We start from the raw sequence: 14,647 nt of genomic DNA, 5'->3' as shown, positions 1-14,647 counted from the left end.
CGGGTCAGCTCTCGCGGGTGATCTCCACCGTGACGAACAGCGCCGACTTGAACGGGCCGGCGTAGACGCCACGCAGCGGGGGCACGTCGTTATAGTCGCGGCCTCGACCGACGGTCACGTGACGGTCTCCGATGTCGATCTGGTTGGTCGGGTCGAATCCGCGCCACTGATGGCCGCAGAACCACTCGATCCAGGCATGAGATTCACCCGCGACGGTCTCGCCGATTGCCGCGTTGGGCTTCGGATGCAGGTAGCCAGACACATACCGGGCCGGGATGCCGACCGACCGCAGTGCACCGAGCGCGAGGTGGGCGATGTCCTGGCAGACTCCTGTGCGGTGTGCCCACGCCTCCGTGGCGGTCGTGTGCACGCCCGTGACACCCTGCCGATACTCCACGCTCTCGCCGATCTTCACGCAAATGGCAAGGGCTGCTGCGCACAGATCACCCGTGCCGTCGGCGATCTCCCGCGCGAGAGAAATCACCTCAGCGGGCGGCTCGGTTCGCCTGGTCTGCCGGCGCTGCTCCACGTATTCGGTGGCGCGTTCCGCAGCCTCGGCAAGGTCGGCCCAACTGATCGAATGCTCGGCATGATCGCGCGGCCGCACCTCGACGAGGCTCGTCGCCGTGAGCGAGAGTTCGGTGTGCGGGGAGAGCACCTCGAATGACGACACCCGACTTCCCCAGTAGTCCACATAGCCGTGCTGGGCGGACATCGGCAGAATCTCGAGATGGGAATACAGCACAAGCTGGTCGACGCCGCTGGCGGGAAGCATCCGCGCCTCGTTGTAGCTTGCCGTCACCTCTCCGCCGTAATGGAAGCCGGTCAAATGGGTGATACGAAGTCTATTCACGTGTTCTCACCGACCCAGCTCGGCGCGGCATTGGTCAGGAAGTAGCGCTGGCGGATGGCCTCGGATGCCGCGCTCGTGGCGGCCTGCACGCTGTCCATGTGCAGAGTGAGATCCTCCAGGATCTCAGCGATGGGACGGTATTCCAGCTCGCTGCGGATCTGCCCGAGCAATCGCTGAGCCTGGTCGGAGACCCCGACTCGGTCGGTGCGCGGCTCGATATCACACAGACACATTTCGGCGCGACGTACCGAGAAGAGGATGCTTCGCGGGAACAGCCGATCGAGCAGCAGGAACTCGGCCGCATTGCGTGCGCTCGGCACTCCCCGATAGGTGCGCAGATAGGCCTCGTAGGCGCCGCAGGATCGAAGGATAGTGGTCCACGACGGTCCGCTCGCCTCGGTGAGGCTTCGGGTCGCCAGAAGTCGCGCGGTCATATCCGCGCGCTCGATCGAGCGCCCGAGAGTGAAGAACTGCCAGGCCTCATCGCGGCTCGTCGCCGACTCGATGATACCGATGGCGAGCGCGGCACGTTCCCGCACGAAGCCGAAGAACTCGTGCACCTTGTCGGCGGCGATTTTGCGAGGCATCCGTGCCCGGGTGGTGTTGAGGCACTCCCACAGTTCGCTCGATACGATCTCGCGGGCCCGCCGGGCATTCTCCCGGGCCGCACCGAGCGAATAGGCGATGGATGCCGGCTCGGAGCGATCCACGGCAAGGATCTCGAGCACACTCTGCCGGGTGAGCACCCGATCCTCCGGCACGTGGCTGCCCATCACGCTGAGGAGCGAGCGGCAGGCGAGATCCTCCTCGATCCACGGGTCTTCGAGCAGCAGCTGGAGGTGCACATCGAGGATGCGCGCAGTGCCGTCGGAGCGCTCGATGTATCGCCCGATCCAGAACAGACTTTCGGCGATGCGGCTCAGCACGGGCTGACTTCCGTCTCGGGGCACCCGGATGCCGGGCTGCCGCTGCCGGATGACGGGCCAGTTCGGACAATCGGGGCCGGCATGCCAGCCCGGTTTGTCCGTAATGGCCCGGATTGCGAGGCGCACCCGGATTGCTGCTGCTGCTCCTGCTGCGCCTGGCCGAGCGTGCGGTCGCGCGGAGCCTGGTCGATATGGTGCACCTCGGAGTTGATGATCGGCACGGCATCCATTGCTGTGGCCTGGTCGGCAACCAGACCCTGGATGGAGTGGCGCAGCACCTGCAGCGGGTTCTCGCCCACGACCCAGGTATCTTTCGATCCGCCGCCCTGCGAGGAGTTGACCACGAACTCACCCTCGGGAAGCGCGACTCTGGTGAGGCCACCGGGCAGCACCCAGACATCCTTGCCGTCATTTACCGCGAACGGGCGCAGGTCGGCGTGCCGCGGGCGCATGCCATCTTCGACGAGCGTGGGAATGGTCGAAAGTTGAACCACAGGCTGCGCAATCCAGCCACGCGGATCAGCCAGCAGGGTCGAGCGCAGCTTCTCGAGCTCGGCGGGGCTGGCAGCGGGACCGACAACGAGACCCTTGCCGCCCGATCCGTCCACCGGCTTGATGACGAGCTCGTCGAGACGGTCAAGCACCTCCTCGAGCGATGCCGGATCTTCCAGCCGCCGGGTATCGACATTGGGGATGATCGCCTCCTCGCCGAGGTAATACCGGATGAGATCGGGCAGGTAGGTGTACACGAGCTTGTCGTCGGCCACGCCGTTGCCGATCGCGTTGGCGATGGTCACGTTGCCGAGTCGAGCCGCGAGCAGGAGACCGGGGCTGCCAAGCATCGAATCCGCACGAAACTGAAGCGGATCCAGAAACTCGTCGTCGACCCGGCGATAGATCACATCGACACGCGTCGGGCCGGATGTTGTGCGCATCCACACGCGACCGCTCGAGCAGAACAGATCGCGGCCCTCCACCAGCTCGACCCCCATCAGTCGGGCGAGAAGGGTGTGCTCAAAATATGCTGAGTTGTAGACACCGGGAGTGAGTACGACGATGGTCGGGTCATCCACCCCCTCCGGTGCGCTCGCGCGCAGAGCCTGGAGCAGCTTGTGCGGATAGTCCCCCACCGGACGCACCCGCATGGAGACGAACAGTTCGGGGAGGGTCTGCGCCATCACCCGGCGATTCGAGATGACATAGCTCAGGCCCGACGGCGCGCGCTCATTGTCTTCGAGCACACGCCAGGCACCCTGTTCATCACGGATGAGGTCAATACCGGAGACCTGGATCCGCACGCCGTTAGCCGGATGGATGCCAGCGGCCTCCCGGTGGAAATGACTCGAGGAGCTCACCAGAGCGGCGGGGATCACCCCATCCTTCACCGCGTTCTGAGCGCCGTAAATGTCGGAAAGAAAGGCCTCGAGGGCGCGAACACGCTGTTTTATCCCGGCTTCGACGGTGACCCACTCCGCAAGCTCGATCACCCGCGGAACAGCGTCGAGCGGGAACGGTCATTCCTCGCCGGCGAAGTCGAACGTGACGCCCTGCGCAAGGTAGGAACTGGCGAGGGCATCCGTGCGGCCGCGCAGCTCATCCTGCGTCATCTGTGCAAGCGCGGAATGAATCTCACGGTAGGCCGCGCGCACCGTGGACGGGTCGGCGAACATCTCATCCCATGGCGCCGACCCGATCTTACGACCCTTCACCGACCGGGTGGCGTATCCCTCGAACAGGCCTTCCATGGCTTTACCTTAGGCCCCGCGTGTTGCAGCGTTGTTTCGACCGCGCGTCGCGCCCAGTGCCGGCCGGTCCCTGTCGATATTCACCCAGCGCCCGCCCAAAAAGGGGAAACCCTACACATGTTTCAGTATGTGTACGGCAACCCTCGAACGTCGCGTCCAGATCTTGCTCGACCCCGCACAGTACGCCGCACTCGAGCACGAGGCCTCGGTGCACCGGCAGAGCGTGGCCTCCCTCATCCGCGAGGCGGTCGATGAGCGGCTCAAGCGCAGCAAGCAGACGAAAGTAGAGGCGCTCGAGCGGCTGTTTGCGAGCGCGGACGTTACCGGCCAGCCGATCGTGTGGGAGGAAGTCAAAGACTCCTTCGAACGCGACTACTTGCGAGACCTCCCATGAAGGACGATTCGATACTGCTCGACACTGCCGTCGCGATCTACGCGCTCGGCATCGATAGCGAATGGCGCCTCCCTTGCCAAGCAGTCCTCACCGCGGTGAGTCGCGGCAATCGACGGGCCTATGCGAGCGTCGAGATGATTCAGGAGCTCGTGCATCATCGTCTTCGCCGAAGTGGCGATCACACCCGGTCAGCCCAGCAGGGTCGGGGCGCCGCCGCTATCTGCACCCTGCTCTTCTTCGACCGCGAGGTGCTCGACCTCTCGCTCGACCTGATCGAGCACATCCCCATGATCCGGGGCAGGGATGCTGTGCATGCGGCAACCGCGCTCGCCTACGGCATCGACACCATCGTCTCGCCCGACCACGCCTTCGACGGCATCCCCGGTCTCACCCGGGTTGACCCGCGCGACTTCAGCTGAGGTGGCCCTCCCCGCCGGCGCGTATCTCGCTGTCGGCTGGGCCCGAGCCCTCCTGCAGCTCGACATGCGGGTTCTTCACGAGGTTGAAATACCAGACCGGATGCTTCGGGGCCCCGCCGAGTGAAGCGACGACGGCATACTCACCCTCGTGTTCGACGCGCATCAGGGCGGTCTTCCGCAACATTCCGCTCTTCGCGCCGACCGATGTCAGCACGGTGACAGGCATACCTTTCATCTCGCCGCCCTCGGCGCCGTTGGTCGCCTCCACCAGCTCGGCTTGGACCCGCGCCCAATCGGACGTGCTCGGTGCATAGTTGCCCTGCAGAGGCATAGTTATTCCGCTCCCCGCCAGTCGATGACGATTCCGTTGAGATGGTTGCGCTCCGGGGTGAAGAGGCGCCGGTAGGTGGCGTCAGCCTCGGTCCAGTTCACCTGGTTGGTGATGAGCGGGTCAAAGTCGAGCTCACCGGAGACAATACGGCGCAGCACGGTGCGGCGCACTTCGGAGGTGCCGATGAACCACGGGAACACAGCATTGATCTGGCGTTCATGCGCGAGTTCGTAGGTGAAGGAGACCTGGTCGGGATAGACGCCCTCGAAGACCATGGTGCCCTCGAAGCGCAAGCATTCGAGCGCACTGTCGATAAGCGCCGCTACGCCGGTGGACTCGATCACCATGTCGAATCCGTCGGGAAAGTCGGGCTGCAGCTGCGACCACGGCGAACCGGCTGAGCCGTCGATCACCCGATCGGCGCAGTGCGCAGCGGAGATGGCCCGGCGCTCCGGCGAGACCTCGGACACCACTACATAGGCACCACGGTCGCGTGCGAGCATTGCCGTTGCCTGCCCGATCAGCCCCTGCCCGAGCACGAGCACGGTGTCGCCACTCTCGAGCCCGGCCTTATCGATGGCATTGAGGCCGACCGCAGCTGGCACGAACAGGGCGGCCATGTGGTACGAATCAGTCTCCTCGATTGGATACGTCAGCTCGAGGTCTGCGACGAAGTACGCGCCATGGGTACCATCGCCGAAGCAGGCGACCGCCTCACCGAGCGTGAGGCCGTGTCGCTCTTCTCCATCACCAAACGCGACGATATGGCCGACGCCCTGATAGCCGGGGGTGAATGGTGCCGGGCCCCAAGAGGGTCGCTCCCCGGTGGCGGCCAGCATCTCAGTACCGACACTCACGCCCGTGAAGTCAGTGCGGATGAGCACCTTCCCCGGTCCCGGATGCGCGACGGGGCGTCGCCCCAGCTCAATGCGGCCAAACTCGGGCACGATAAGCGCGGGAGCGTCGGCGGGAATCTTCGTCGGCATGATCCGTCTACGCTATCGTCTCGCACCGCCGGTTCGGGCTGTGATGCGGCCTGCCGAGCAGGCGTTGGAGGATCGGATGCCGTTCTGGAAATCTTGCCCACCACCAAAGCCGCCAGACCGACATTTGACTTATTCAAAACAACTGCTGTCGTTGGATCCATGATGCATTCGGGTTCCGGAGAGTCGGCCAGCCTGGCAGTCTCCGTACGAGCCGCCGGACTGAAGGTCACCGCGCCGCGGTTGGCCGTGCTGGCAATGCTGCAGGATGCCCCACACTCCAGCGCAGAAGATGTTTTTGCTCGCGTTCGGAGCGAACTACCAACAACCTCTGTGCAAGCCGTGTACGGAGTGCTGGCAGCGTTTACCTCCGCAGGTCTAGTGCGTCGTACCGACCCAGCGGGCTCGCCCGCACTGTTCGAGTGTCGGGTCGGAGACAACCACCACCATATTCTCTGCGTTCAGTGCGGGGATCTGAACGATGTCGATTGTGTGATCGGTGCGGCTCCCTGCCTCACCCCGTCCGACGTTTCGGGATTCACCGTTCTCGCCGCTGAAGTCACATTTACCGGCATCTGCGCCAGCTGCCAGCTGCAGCCAGCGCTCGAAGAAACGGCGTAGCGCCAGACCCGCGCCTTGCCGGTATTTTCCATCGGAGCAATAGCGCATCCGCTCGCAGCCTTCATTGGCGACCGCAACAGGCCATCCCGACACATCGTGATGTCGTTGGTCGGTCGACCAGGAAACGGCCGCGGTCTTCTCACCCTGCACAGAACTTCTGTCTCGTGCGCGAGATGACCTGTTGCGGGGAGTTGCCGAGGGCCGCGAGCGACCCACAGGCATCACTCGTCGCAGTCGCAGGCCCGATATCCACTCCATCAAAAATTCCACCCGCAAGACTCACCAATCGAAGGACATCACCATGACAACCACACACGAAATCAACCTCTCCGCTCTCTTTGACCTGCCGAGCGAGCCGCAGGATGTCGCAGCCGCGAGTCACCTGGCCTCCGACTCCTACGTCTCCCTGAGCACCGCCCGGTCGGCGCACCGCGAGGATGGTGGCTACGTGACCGTTTCCGAGCGCGTGGCGACGGCCGACCGCTCCCGCGGCAGCTATGTCTCCGACGCCATCGCATCCGCAACGTCGGCCGGCAGCTACATCTCCCGGTAATTGCTGCCCATTACCGGCCACCGTACCGCGCACTCGCGTCGCGGTACGGCGCGCAGGTGTCGTGATTGACCCGCAGGGCTCAACCGCCTACCCAACCGCCCGCCCGGGCCAGCGGGCGAGGCGGGTGGGCCTTAAAAGACGATTGGGGGAGCACCTCCGGCGCAAACCGATGCATACTTGTCTAACAATGTTGTCGCAAAGCGCCCCCGCTGTCACCGAAAAGCGGCCAGCCCCCCTCCGAACCACCTCGGTGCCCGAGGCCGTGTACGAGGCTCTTCGGGAGAGTATTGTCTCCATCGCAGAGCCGCCCGGTGCGGTGTTCACCGAGACCGCGATCGCCTCCCGCTACGGCGTCGCCCGGCCCACGGCGAAGGCGGCCCTCGAGAGGCTCGTCGCCGAAGGATTGCTTGCGAGGCGGGCCCACCACTCGGCACAGGTTCCGGAGCTGAGCCGGCACGATATCGATGACCTGTACGGCAATCGCGCCATCCTTGAAGAGGAGGCGATGCGCCACCTCGCCCTCGAGGGTGTCGTGCCGGTTGCCGCGCTCGCCAGGCATCGAGAGCTGCTCGAGAACGTGAGATCCGACGACCGCGCCGCCCTCGCCCGCGCCGACATCGACTTCCACCGGGCGCTCGTCCTCGGGCAAAGCAGCCCGCGCCTTGCAAAGATGCACGGCCTACTGATGGGCGAGATCGAACTCTGCATCGGGCAGGTGCAGTCGCACCAGTTGATCCGGCCGACAGATGTCGCCGAGCAGCACCAGGGAATCCTCGACGCCATCGCGGCAGGCGACGCCGCCCTGGCCGGTCGGCTCACTCGCGAACACATCTTCACCGCACGGGACCGACTGCTGAGCAAGTTCGACGCAGACCACACCGTCGACCGTCCGGAGGCGCCATGAGAACCATCACCGTCGCGGTGCCGGACGAAGCGATGCTCCACCGTCTGGCGCCGATCGAGAGAGGGACAGAAATAGGCGGCGGCAGCAAAAATGGAACCGGCACCCCGACCGAAATCGCCCTCGTCCTCTGGACAACGGAGGACGCCCCGCTCGACCGCCCGATCGACCTGTTGGTGCTGCCGTACTCGGTCTCCGCGACTGCGCTGCCGAAGCTCGCCGACTCCCAGGTCTTCGTGGTGCAGAGCCAAGCGCTCGGGTATGACGGCGTCGCCGAGCACCTACCCGCCGGCATCGCCTACTGCAACGCGGTCGGTGTGCACGAGGGTGCGACCGCGGAGCTCGCGCTGGCCCTGATCCTGTCTAGCCAGCGCGGCCTGGATGTCGCGGCGCGCGCCCAGCCGGCTGGCCTGTGGAAGCGGGACTGGTATCCGGGGCTTCTCGGGAGCTCGGTTCTGATCGTCGGTGTCGGCGGAGTCGGCAGCGCGATCGAAACGCGCCTCGCCCCCTTTGATGTCGCGATCACCAGGGTTGCTCGCAGTGCGCGCAGCGACGACCACGGCCTCATCCACGCCATAACCGACCTACCAGCGCTGTTGCCCCTCGCGGATATCGTCATCATTGCCGTGCCTCTCACCGGAGAGACCACGAAAATGGTCGACCAGACCTTTCTCGGCAAGATGAAGCCGAGGGCCCTGCTCGTGAACGTGTCGCGTGGGGCGATCGTCGACACGGATGCCCTGACCGAGCGGGCGGGCGCGGGAGCAATTCGCGTCGCCGTCGACGTCGTCGAACCGGAACCGCTCCCCGCGGACCATCCGCTCTGGATGCTGCCCGGCGTAATCATCACCCCACACCTCGGCGGCAATATCTCGAGCATGTCTTCGAGGGTCGATCCCCTCGTGCGCCAACAGATCGCCCGCCTGCGCAGCGGCCTCTCCCCTCTCAACATCGTCGTCGACAGAAGGACACAACCATGAAACTCGAACGCCACTTCCCGAAGATCCGCGACCTCGCACCCCTGATGCACTTCGCCACACCGGAGTTCAACGCGAAGAAGCGTCGGCTCGAGAAGGCACTGACGATTCAGGATCTGCGCGCGATCGCCCAGCGCCGCACCCCGAAAGCCGCCTTCGACTACACCGAGGGAGCCGCCGAGGCCGAGATCTCGCTCGGCCGTGCGCGCCAGGCCTTCGAGGACATCCAGTTCAACCCATCGATCCTTCGGGATGTCTCGGTGGTCGACACCTCCCGAACGGTGCTCGGTGGCCCAACCGCGCTGCCATTCGGTATCGCCCCGACCGGCTTTACCCGCATGATGCAGTCAGAGGGCGAGATCGCGGGGGCCAGCGCCGCGGCTGCCGCGGGCATCCCGTTCTCGCTGTCGACCATGGGCACAACCACGATCGAAGACGTGAAAGCAGCGAACCCGAACGGGCGCAACTGGTTCCAGCTCTACATGTGGAAGGATCGCGACCGCTCGATGGCACTCGTGGACCGGGCCGCGAAGGCCGGGTTCGACACCCTGCTGGTGACGGTGGATGTTCCAGTGGCCGGTGCGCGCCTGCGCGACAAGCGCAACGGATTCTCCATCCCGCCGCAGCTCACCCTCGGAACCGTGATCAACGCCCTGCCGCGGCCGGAATGGTGGATCAACTTCCTCACCACCGAGCCCCTCGCCTTCGCCTCCCTCGACCGGTGGTCCGGCACCGTGGGCGAGCTGCTCGACACGATGTTCGATCCGACCGTCACTTTCGATGACCTCGCCTGGATCAAGAATCAGTGGCCGGGCAAGCTCGTGGTCAAGGGAGTGCAGAACCTCGATGATGCCAGACGACTCGCGACGATGGGGGTCGACGGCATCATCCTCTCGAACCACGGCGGTCGCCAGCTTGACCGCGCACCCATCCCGTTCCACCTGCTTCCGGATGTCGCCCGCGAGGTGGGGAAAGACCTCGAAGTTCACCTCGACACGGGCATCATGTCCGGGGCCGACATCGTCGCCGCCATCGCCCTCGGTGCGGACTTCACCCTCGTGGGTCGTGCCTACCTGTACGGCCTCATGGCGGGTGGCCGCGAGGGAGTCGACCGAATGATCGAGATCCTCGGCGAGCAGATCACCCGCACGATGCGCCTGCTCGGGGTCACCACGCTCGCCGAACTGACACCGGCCCACGTGACGCAGCTCGAGCGACTGGCCCCTCGGGCACTCAGCAGCGCGGCGGCGAGCGCACCGCGATCTACGCCGCGCACCGCCGCTAAGCCAGCGGCTTCACCGAATACTGCGCCACCAAAGACTGCACCACCAAAATCTGCACCACCGAAGACTGCACCACCGAAAACCGGCCCGCGCAGGTCACCGATCGCGTAGCTGACGCGTCCACGAGCGGACACAGCTCCCCTAATAGCCCGATTATTCGGGCAGTCCCAACTGGCGTCGCGCCTCGTCGATGGTCTCGAGCACGGCAATCGAGACATCGAGCGGATGCAGCGGTGACTCGGTCATCCCGTCAGCAATGTGCTGCGCCGCGGCGACCGCCTGCCACACCAGTCCGTCGCGCCAGCGCAGCGGCGTTGGATCGTCCCAGCGCAGCGGTTCATCGGCGCCATCCCGGTACAGGGTGAACCCTCCGGGAGCGATGAACGGTGCATCAATGTCGACGCTGGCGAGGGAGCCGCTCACCGTGGCCCGCACCGGGGTCGACACGATCATGCTCGTGCTCAGTTGGGCTTCAGCGCCGCTCTGGGTGCTGAACAGGATCGCGGCCTGGCCATCCACTCCCGTCGACGTGATCGAACCACTCGCAACAACCCGGCTGGGACGACCGAGCACGAAATGCGCGAACCAGATCGGATACACCCCCAGATCGAGCAGCGCTCCGCCCCCGAGTGCAGGATCGTACACTCGGCTCACGGGATCGAAGTCGAAGATCGAGCCGTAATCCGCAGCGACGAGGCCGATATCCCCGAGCATCCCATCGGCTAACAGTGTGGCGATCACGGTGGTCTGCGGCAGAAAACGCGCCCACATCGCCTCCATCGCGAACACTCCGGCTGCGCGCGCAGCCTCCGCGATCTCCCGCGCCTCCGCTGCCGTGAGTGCGATCGGCTTTTCGATGAGCACATGCTTACCCGCGGCGATTGCGAGCAGCGCGAGCGCGCGATGCTCACTGTGCGGGGCCGCCACGTAGACGATATCGATGCCAGGATCCGCCACCAACTGCGTGTAACTGCCGTACACGCGATCGATGCCGAATCGAGTGCCGAACGCAGCGGCCCGCTCATACGAGCGCGACGCAACCGCGTGCATCCGCTGGTCTGAATTGGCATGGAGGGTCTCGACAAAGGCAGCGGCGATTCGGCCGGGGGCAAGCACTCCCCAGCGCAGCGCCGGACCACCCCTGAGCGGAGTCGCAGACGATTCGGGAAAATGGTCCATCGCTTCACCCCCTGGCCGGTCACCCACAGTTGGAACGATACTCGACGGGGAGGGTCCGCTGCACCTGCGAAACACGCGCGGGAAAATAGCACTCTCCCGGGAGGACACCCAAGATTTGTGGAATCCACAACATTAGTTTCGACATCCACAGAATCCCGGTTGCACGCCGAGGTTGACGCCGAAACTGAGTGCGGACGGCCGCAGAACGAGTAGCGGTCGGTCCGCCGATGAACGGAGCCAAACCAATGACATCGAAAAAAATCAGCTGTGGGGTTCTGGGCGCACTGGCGCTCAGTGTGGTCCTCATCTCGGGAAGTGGCGCCAGTGCCACGGCCGCAAACAGCCCCGAACTATCGTCCGCCGGGGTCACTACCTGGATCGTGCCTCAGACCCAGCAGGGCGGGAACTATTGGACGGCGGAACGGATGAAGGCGGCCACGCCGGGCGACGCGCTCGTGGCCAACAGGTCATCAGCGGCCGTGAAGGCAGCACAGTCACAGCCGGTCACGGCCGGGAAGTCCGTCAGCGTGCCCGGCCAGCCGGCGGCCAAGAAGGCGATCCCCGCCGCGACACAAGAGTCGACCGTCAGCCATATCGGTAAGGTCTTCTTCACTCTCGGTGGCACCGATTACGTGTGCTCGGGCAACGCAATTGCCGCCACCAACCGGAGCACCGTCGCTACGGCCGGGCACTGCGTGAATGAGGGACCCGGTGCATTTGCCACACGCTGGGTCTTTGTTCCCGCCTATCAGAACGGCACTGCTCCCTATGGACAGTGGACGGCCACCGCACTGACCGCACCAACCCGGTGGACCTCCGGGGGTGACATCAGCTATGACACTGGATTTGCGCGGGTGGCGCCGGTGAACGGCACATACCTCAGCAACATCGTGGGGGCGTCAGGCGTTTCCTTCAACCAGGCACGGGGGCTCACCTACAAGGCATTCGGGTATCCGGCCGCTGCGCCGTTTACGGGCGCCACGCTGCAGTCATGCAGTGGCACCGCGCAGCCTGACCCCTACGGCCAGTCGCAGTCGCAGGGTATCCCTTGCGACATGACCGGCGGCTCCTCCGGTGGCCCCTGGTTCATCGGCAGCAGTTCGGGCGGATCACAGAACTCCGTCAACAGCTTCGGTTACACCAGCGTGCCGAACACGATGTTCGGCCCGTACTGGGGTTCGGTCATCCAGAGCACGTATTCGTCGGCCGCAGCCTAAGGATTCGTGTTGTCCGGCGTTCCCGCCTCGTGCGGGGGCGCCGGGTGCTCGTCGTGCGGGCGAGTTCGTCAGGAAACCCAGCTCATTGGCCGACCGGAACGGCGCCGACCGGAACAGTGCCGATGCAACTCGGCCGTGAGAGCTGCAAGCAGGGTTATCGGCGCAGTTCGAGGGTGCAGCACTTGACGCCGCCGCCGCCGAGAAGCAATTCGGAGAGGTCGACGCCGATGGGGTTGTAGCCGCGCTCGCGGAGCTGTCGCTCGTAGTCCGTGGCGCGCGAGGCGATCACCATGTTGTAGCCGTCGCCGAAGGAGTTGAGGCCGAGCACAGCGGCATCCTCCTCCGTCACCAGAATCGCGTTGGGAAAACGCTCACGCAGCACCGTGAGACCCTGCTCGTTGAAAGCACTCGGCAGGTAGGCGATGTTGGGCCCTGACCCGTCCGGTCCGACGTAGCCCGGCTGGGGGTCCAGCACGGCGATCGCGGTATCGAGATGGTAGAAACTCGGGTTCACCAGCTCGAGTGTGATGACGTCACGCCCGTACAGCTCGGCGAGCTCCTGATGGCTGTTGGAGGCACTGCGAAAACCGGTGCCGGCGAGGATCACATCGCCGACGAGGAGAAAGTCCCCCTCGCCCTCGTTGATGTTGTCCGGCACCTTCACATCGAAGCCATTCTCGCGGAACCAGTCCATGTAGGCCGGTCCCTCGGGCTGGCGCTCCGGGTAGGTGAAGCTCGCACCGTAGGCGATGTTGTCGAGCACGAATCCACCGTTAGCGGCATAGACCATGTCGGGCAGGCCGTCGATCGGATCGATGAGGTGGACATCGAAGCCGAGGTCGAGGTACGTCGCGTACAGTGCCTCCCACTGGCGCACTGCGAGCGCGGTGTCGGTGGGGAGCTGCGGATCCATCCAGGGGTTGATCCGATACACCACCGTGAAAAACTCGGGGCGACACATGAGGATGGTGCGCTTGGACGGGGTGCGGACAGTGGCAACATTCGTTGCAGGCATGGTGGCCGACACGAGGGCTCCTTTGGAGATCGGGGTGTGGGGTCATTCCAGTCTCACACGCACAGTTGTGAGCTTTGGCCGCGTAGGGCGCACGAAATCTTTGAAGATAGCGTGCCCAGCACAACAATGCACCATAAGGTAAGAACATGGACAGTCTCGACTACGGCATCCTCGACTTTCTCCGCCACAACGCGCGCGCCGGATACGGTGATATCGGCGAGGTGATCGGGCTCTCTGCGTCCGCGGTGAAACGCCGCGTGGACCGGCTGGTTGCCGACAAGGTCATCCGCGGGTTCACCATTCAGGTCGATCCTGCGGTCGAAGGTCTCGGCACCGAAGCATACGTCGAGCTCTTCTGCCGCGGCACCGTTGCCCCGGAGGAATTGCGGCGCATTTTGTCGGGCATCCCCGAGGTCGTGGATGCCGGTACCGTCACGGGGAGCGCGGATGCCATCGTGCACATGCGCTCTCGCGATATCCCATCGCTCGAACTCGCGCTCGAGCGAGTGCGGGTAGCCCCCAACGTGGACCACACCCGTAGCGCGATCGTACTGTCGAAGCTCATCCACCGCGCACGCGAAGCATAGGCGTCGCCGGCCTCAGCGCAGCGCGGCCCGCGCAAGCTCGAGAGCATCGGCAGGGCTGATCCGTAATTGGCGGATGCGGGAAGCGAAGGCCGTCGCGGCATCCTGCGCCTGCCGCCTGGTCGCGTCTCCCGAGGGGGCAATAAATGAGCCGGCTCGTCCACGTGTCTCGATCACGGCATCCCGTTCCAGCTCGCGATAGCTGCGTGCGACCGTATTGGCAGCAATGCCGAGGGCATCAGCGAGACCGCGGACAGTCGGGAGTTTCGCGCCGGCTGCGATTGCACCAGCGGCAACCGCATCGATGATTTGCGCGCGCAACTGCTCGAACGGCGCAATCGACGATGACGCATCCACCTTCACGGTAACGCCACCGATCGAGATCTCTCGCGGTGGGACCATGGAAGAATTCGTCATTGGAGCCTGCCGCGATAGGCGACCGGATGCGTAGTTCGGGTACACACCCGGCCGAGTGTGCACGGCCGTGCTCGGGATACCCGGTCGCATTGGGATCACACTGTTTTCTTCCCAAACAAGAGTATGTCGGGACTCCCAAGGTTCTCACAATGGCAGGCATGCGGCCAGTTCGGGGGTGTACAGCAGCGTTGGCCTGTGGATGATCGCACTTCGCAGCCATCGCACTTCGCAGCCATCGCGCCGAGTGCC

Annotated in this window: 16 protein-coding genes and 1 pseudogene; 9 read left to right on the top strand and 8 right to left on the bottom strand. The window is 64.8% G+C overall.

Features of this window, described 5'->3' with window-relative positions; genetic code table 11:
- Positions 1-4: 4 nt before the first annotated feature.
- From IWX88_RS11855 to IWX88_RS11845, 3 genes and pseudogenes are all read right to left on the bottom strand, one after another.
- Positions 5-853, bottom strand: coding sequence for a transglutaminase family protein (locus tag IWX88_RS11855; protein WP_196830556.1), 849 nt, complete (start codon positions 851-853; stop codon positions 5-7).
- Complete coding sequence (locus IWX88_RS11850) at positions 850-1,779, bottom strand: alpha-E domain-containing protein (protein ID WP_196830554.1); 930 nt, start codon at positions 1,777-1,779, stop codon at positions 850-852. Before IWX88_RS11850 ends, IWX88_RS11855 begins: the two co-directional genes overlap by 4 nt.
- A pseudogene (locus tag IWX88_RS11845) lies at positions 1,773-3,524 on the bottom strand (circularly permuted type 2 ATP-grasp protein). The gene IWX88_RS11850 and the pseudogene IWX88_RS11845 overlap by 7 nt, the downstream one beginning before the upstream one ends.
- A 127-nt stretch (positions 3,525-3,651) precedes the next feature.
- On the opposite strand from IWX88_RS11845, the gene IWX88_RS11840 reads away from it, so the two are divergent.
- Together IWX88_RS11840 and IWX88_RS11835 are read left to right on the top strand one after the other, a co-directional pair.
- Entirely contained in the window at positions 3,652-3,918 is a 267-nt protein-coding gene (locus tag IWX88_RS11840) for a ribbon-helix-helix protein, CopG family (protein ID WP_196830552.1), read from the top strand.
- Positions 3,915-4,337 carry a type II toxin-antitoxin system VapC family toxin gene (locus IWX88_RS11835; protein WP_196830550.1) on the top strand — a complete coding sequence of 141 codons (423 nt, stop codon included), beginning with the start codon at positions 3,915-3,917 and terminating at the stop codon, positions 4,335-4,337. The genes IWX88_RS11840 and IWX88_RS11835 overlap by 4 nt, the downstream gene beginning before the upstream one ends.
- On the opposite strand, the gene IWX88_RS11830 is transcribed toward IWX88_RS11835, so the two are convergent.
- Both IWX88_RS11830 and IWX88_RS11825 read right to left on the bottom strand, forming a co-directional pair.
- Entirely contained in the window at positions 4,330-4,668 is a 339-nt protein-coding gene (locus IWX88_RS11830) for a nitroreductase/quinone reductase family protein (RefSeq protein ID WP_196830549.1), read from the bottom strand. The genes IWX88_RS11835 and IWX88_RS11830 overlap by 8 nt on opposite strands.
- A gap of 2 nt (positions 4,669-4,670) precedes the next feature.
- Entirely contained in the window at positions 4,671-5,654 is a 984-nt protein-coding gene (locus IWX88_RS11825) for a zinc-binding dehydrogenase (protein WP_196830548.1), read from the bottom strand.
- Here IWX88_RS11825 and IWX88_RS14300 point away from each other — a divergent pair.
- The 5 genes from IWX88_RS14300 to IWX88_RS11800 all read left to right on the top strand — a co-directional run bounded on the left by IWX88_RS14300 (position 5,568) and on the right by IWX88_RS11800 (position 10,097).
- A complete protein-coding gene (locus IWX88_RS14300; RefSeq protein WP_370568339.1) occupies positions 5,568-6,272 on the top strand; it encodes a Fur family transcriptional regulator in 705 nt (234 codons plus the stop codon). The two genes, IWX88_RS11825 and IWX88_RS14300, sit on opposite strands and share 87 nt — an antisense overlap.
- 301 nt (positions 6,273-6,573) lie before the next feature.
- Positions 6,574-6,825, top strand: a complete 252-nt coding sequence (locus IWX88_RS11815) for a hypothetical protein (protein WP_196830547.1) — start codon at positions 6,574-6,576, stop codon at positions 6,823-6,825.
- Positions 6,826-7,012: 187 nt separating this feature from the next.
- Positions 7,013-7,729 carry a GntR family transcriptional regulator gene (locus tag IWX88_RS11810; protein WP_196830546.1) on the top strand — a complete coding sequence of 239 codons (717 nt, stop codon included), beginning with the start codon at positions 7,013-7,015 and terminating at the stop codon, positions 7,727-7,729.
- Positions 7,726-8,706, top strand: a complete 981-nt coding sequence (locus tag IWX88_RS11805) for an NAD(P)-dependent oxidoreductase (protein ID WP_196830545.1) — start codon at positions 7,726-7,728, stop codon at positions 8,704-8,706. Before IWX88_RS11810 ends, IWX88_RS11805 begins: the two co-directional genes overlap by 4 nt.
- A complete protein-coding gene (locus IWX88_RS11800) occupies positions 8,703-10,097 on the top strand; it encodes an alpha-hydroxy acid oxidase (RefSeq protein ID WP_196830544.1) in 1,395 nt (464 codons plus the stop codon). The genes IWX88_RS11805 and IWX88_RS11800 overlap by 4 nt, the downstream gene beginning before the upstream one ends.
- A 42-nt stretch (positions 10,098-10,139) precedes the next feature.
- On the opposite strand, the gene IWX88_RS11795 is transcribed toward IWX88_RS11800, so the two are convergent.
- Entirely contained in the window at positions 10,140-11,165 is a 1,026-nt protein-coding gene (locus IWX88_RS11795; protein ID WP_196830542.1) for a Gfo/Idh/MocA family protein, read from the bottom strand.
- Between the two features lie 245 nt (positions 11,166-11,410).
- Here IWX88_RS11795 and IWX88_RS11790 point away from each other — a divergent pair, with 245 nt between their 5' ends.
- Positions 11,411-12,382 (top strand): serine protease, encoded by a 972-nt coding sequence (locus IWX88_RS11790; RefSeq protein WP_196830540.1) that lies wholly within the window; start codon positions 11,411-11,413, stop codon positions 12,380-12,382.
- Positions 12,383-12,536: 154 nt separating this feature from the next.
- Here IWX88_RS11790 and ddaH read toward each other — a convergent pair whose 3' ends face one another.
- A complete protein-coding gene (gene ddaH, locus IWX88_RS11785) occupies positions 12,537-13,397 on the bottom strand; it encodes a dimethylargininase (protein ID WP_196830632.1) in 861 nt (286 codons plus the stop codon).
- Between the two features lie 146 nt (positions 13,398-13,543).
- Here ddaH and IWX88_RS11780 point away from each other — a divergent pair, with 146 nt between their 5' ends.
- Entirely contained in the window at positions 13,544-13,984 is a 441-nt protein-coding gene (locus IWX88_RS11780) for an Lrp/AsnC family transcriptional regulator (protein ID WP_196830538.1), read from the top strand.
- A 12-nt stretch (positions 13,985-13,996) separates the two neighbouring features.
- Here IWX88_RS11780 and IWX88_RS11775 read toward each other — a convergent pair whose 3' ends face one another.
- Positions 13,997-14,383: a GntR family transcriptional regulator gene (locus IWX88_RS11775; RefSeq protein WP_196830536.1), complete on the bottom strand. Its 387-nt coding sequence runs from the start codon at positions 14,381-14,383 to the stop codon at positions 13,997-13,999.
- Positions 14,384-14,647: the final 264 nt, after the last annotated feature.

It is taken from the genome of Frigoribacterium sp. CG_9.8 (assembly GCF_015751965.1).
Classification (GTDB): Bacteria; Actinomycetota; Actinomycetes; order Actinomycetales; family Microbacteriaceae; genus Lacisediminihabitans.
This window is presented reverse-complemented; position numbering and strand designations above follow the sequence as displayed.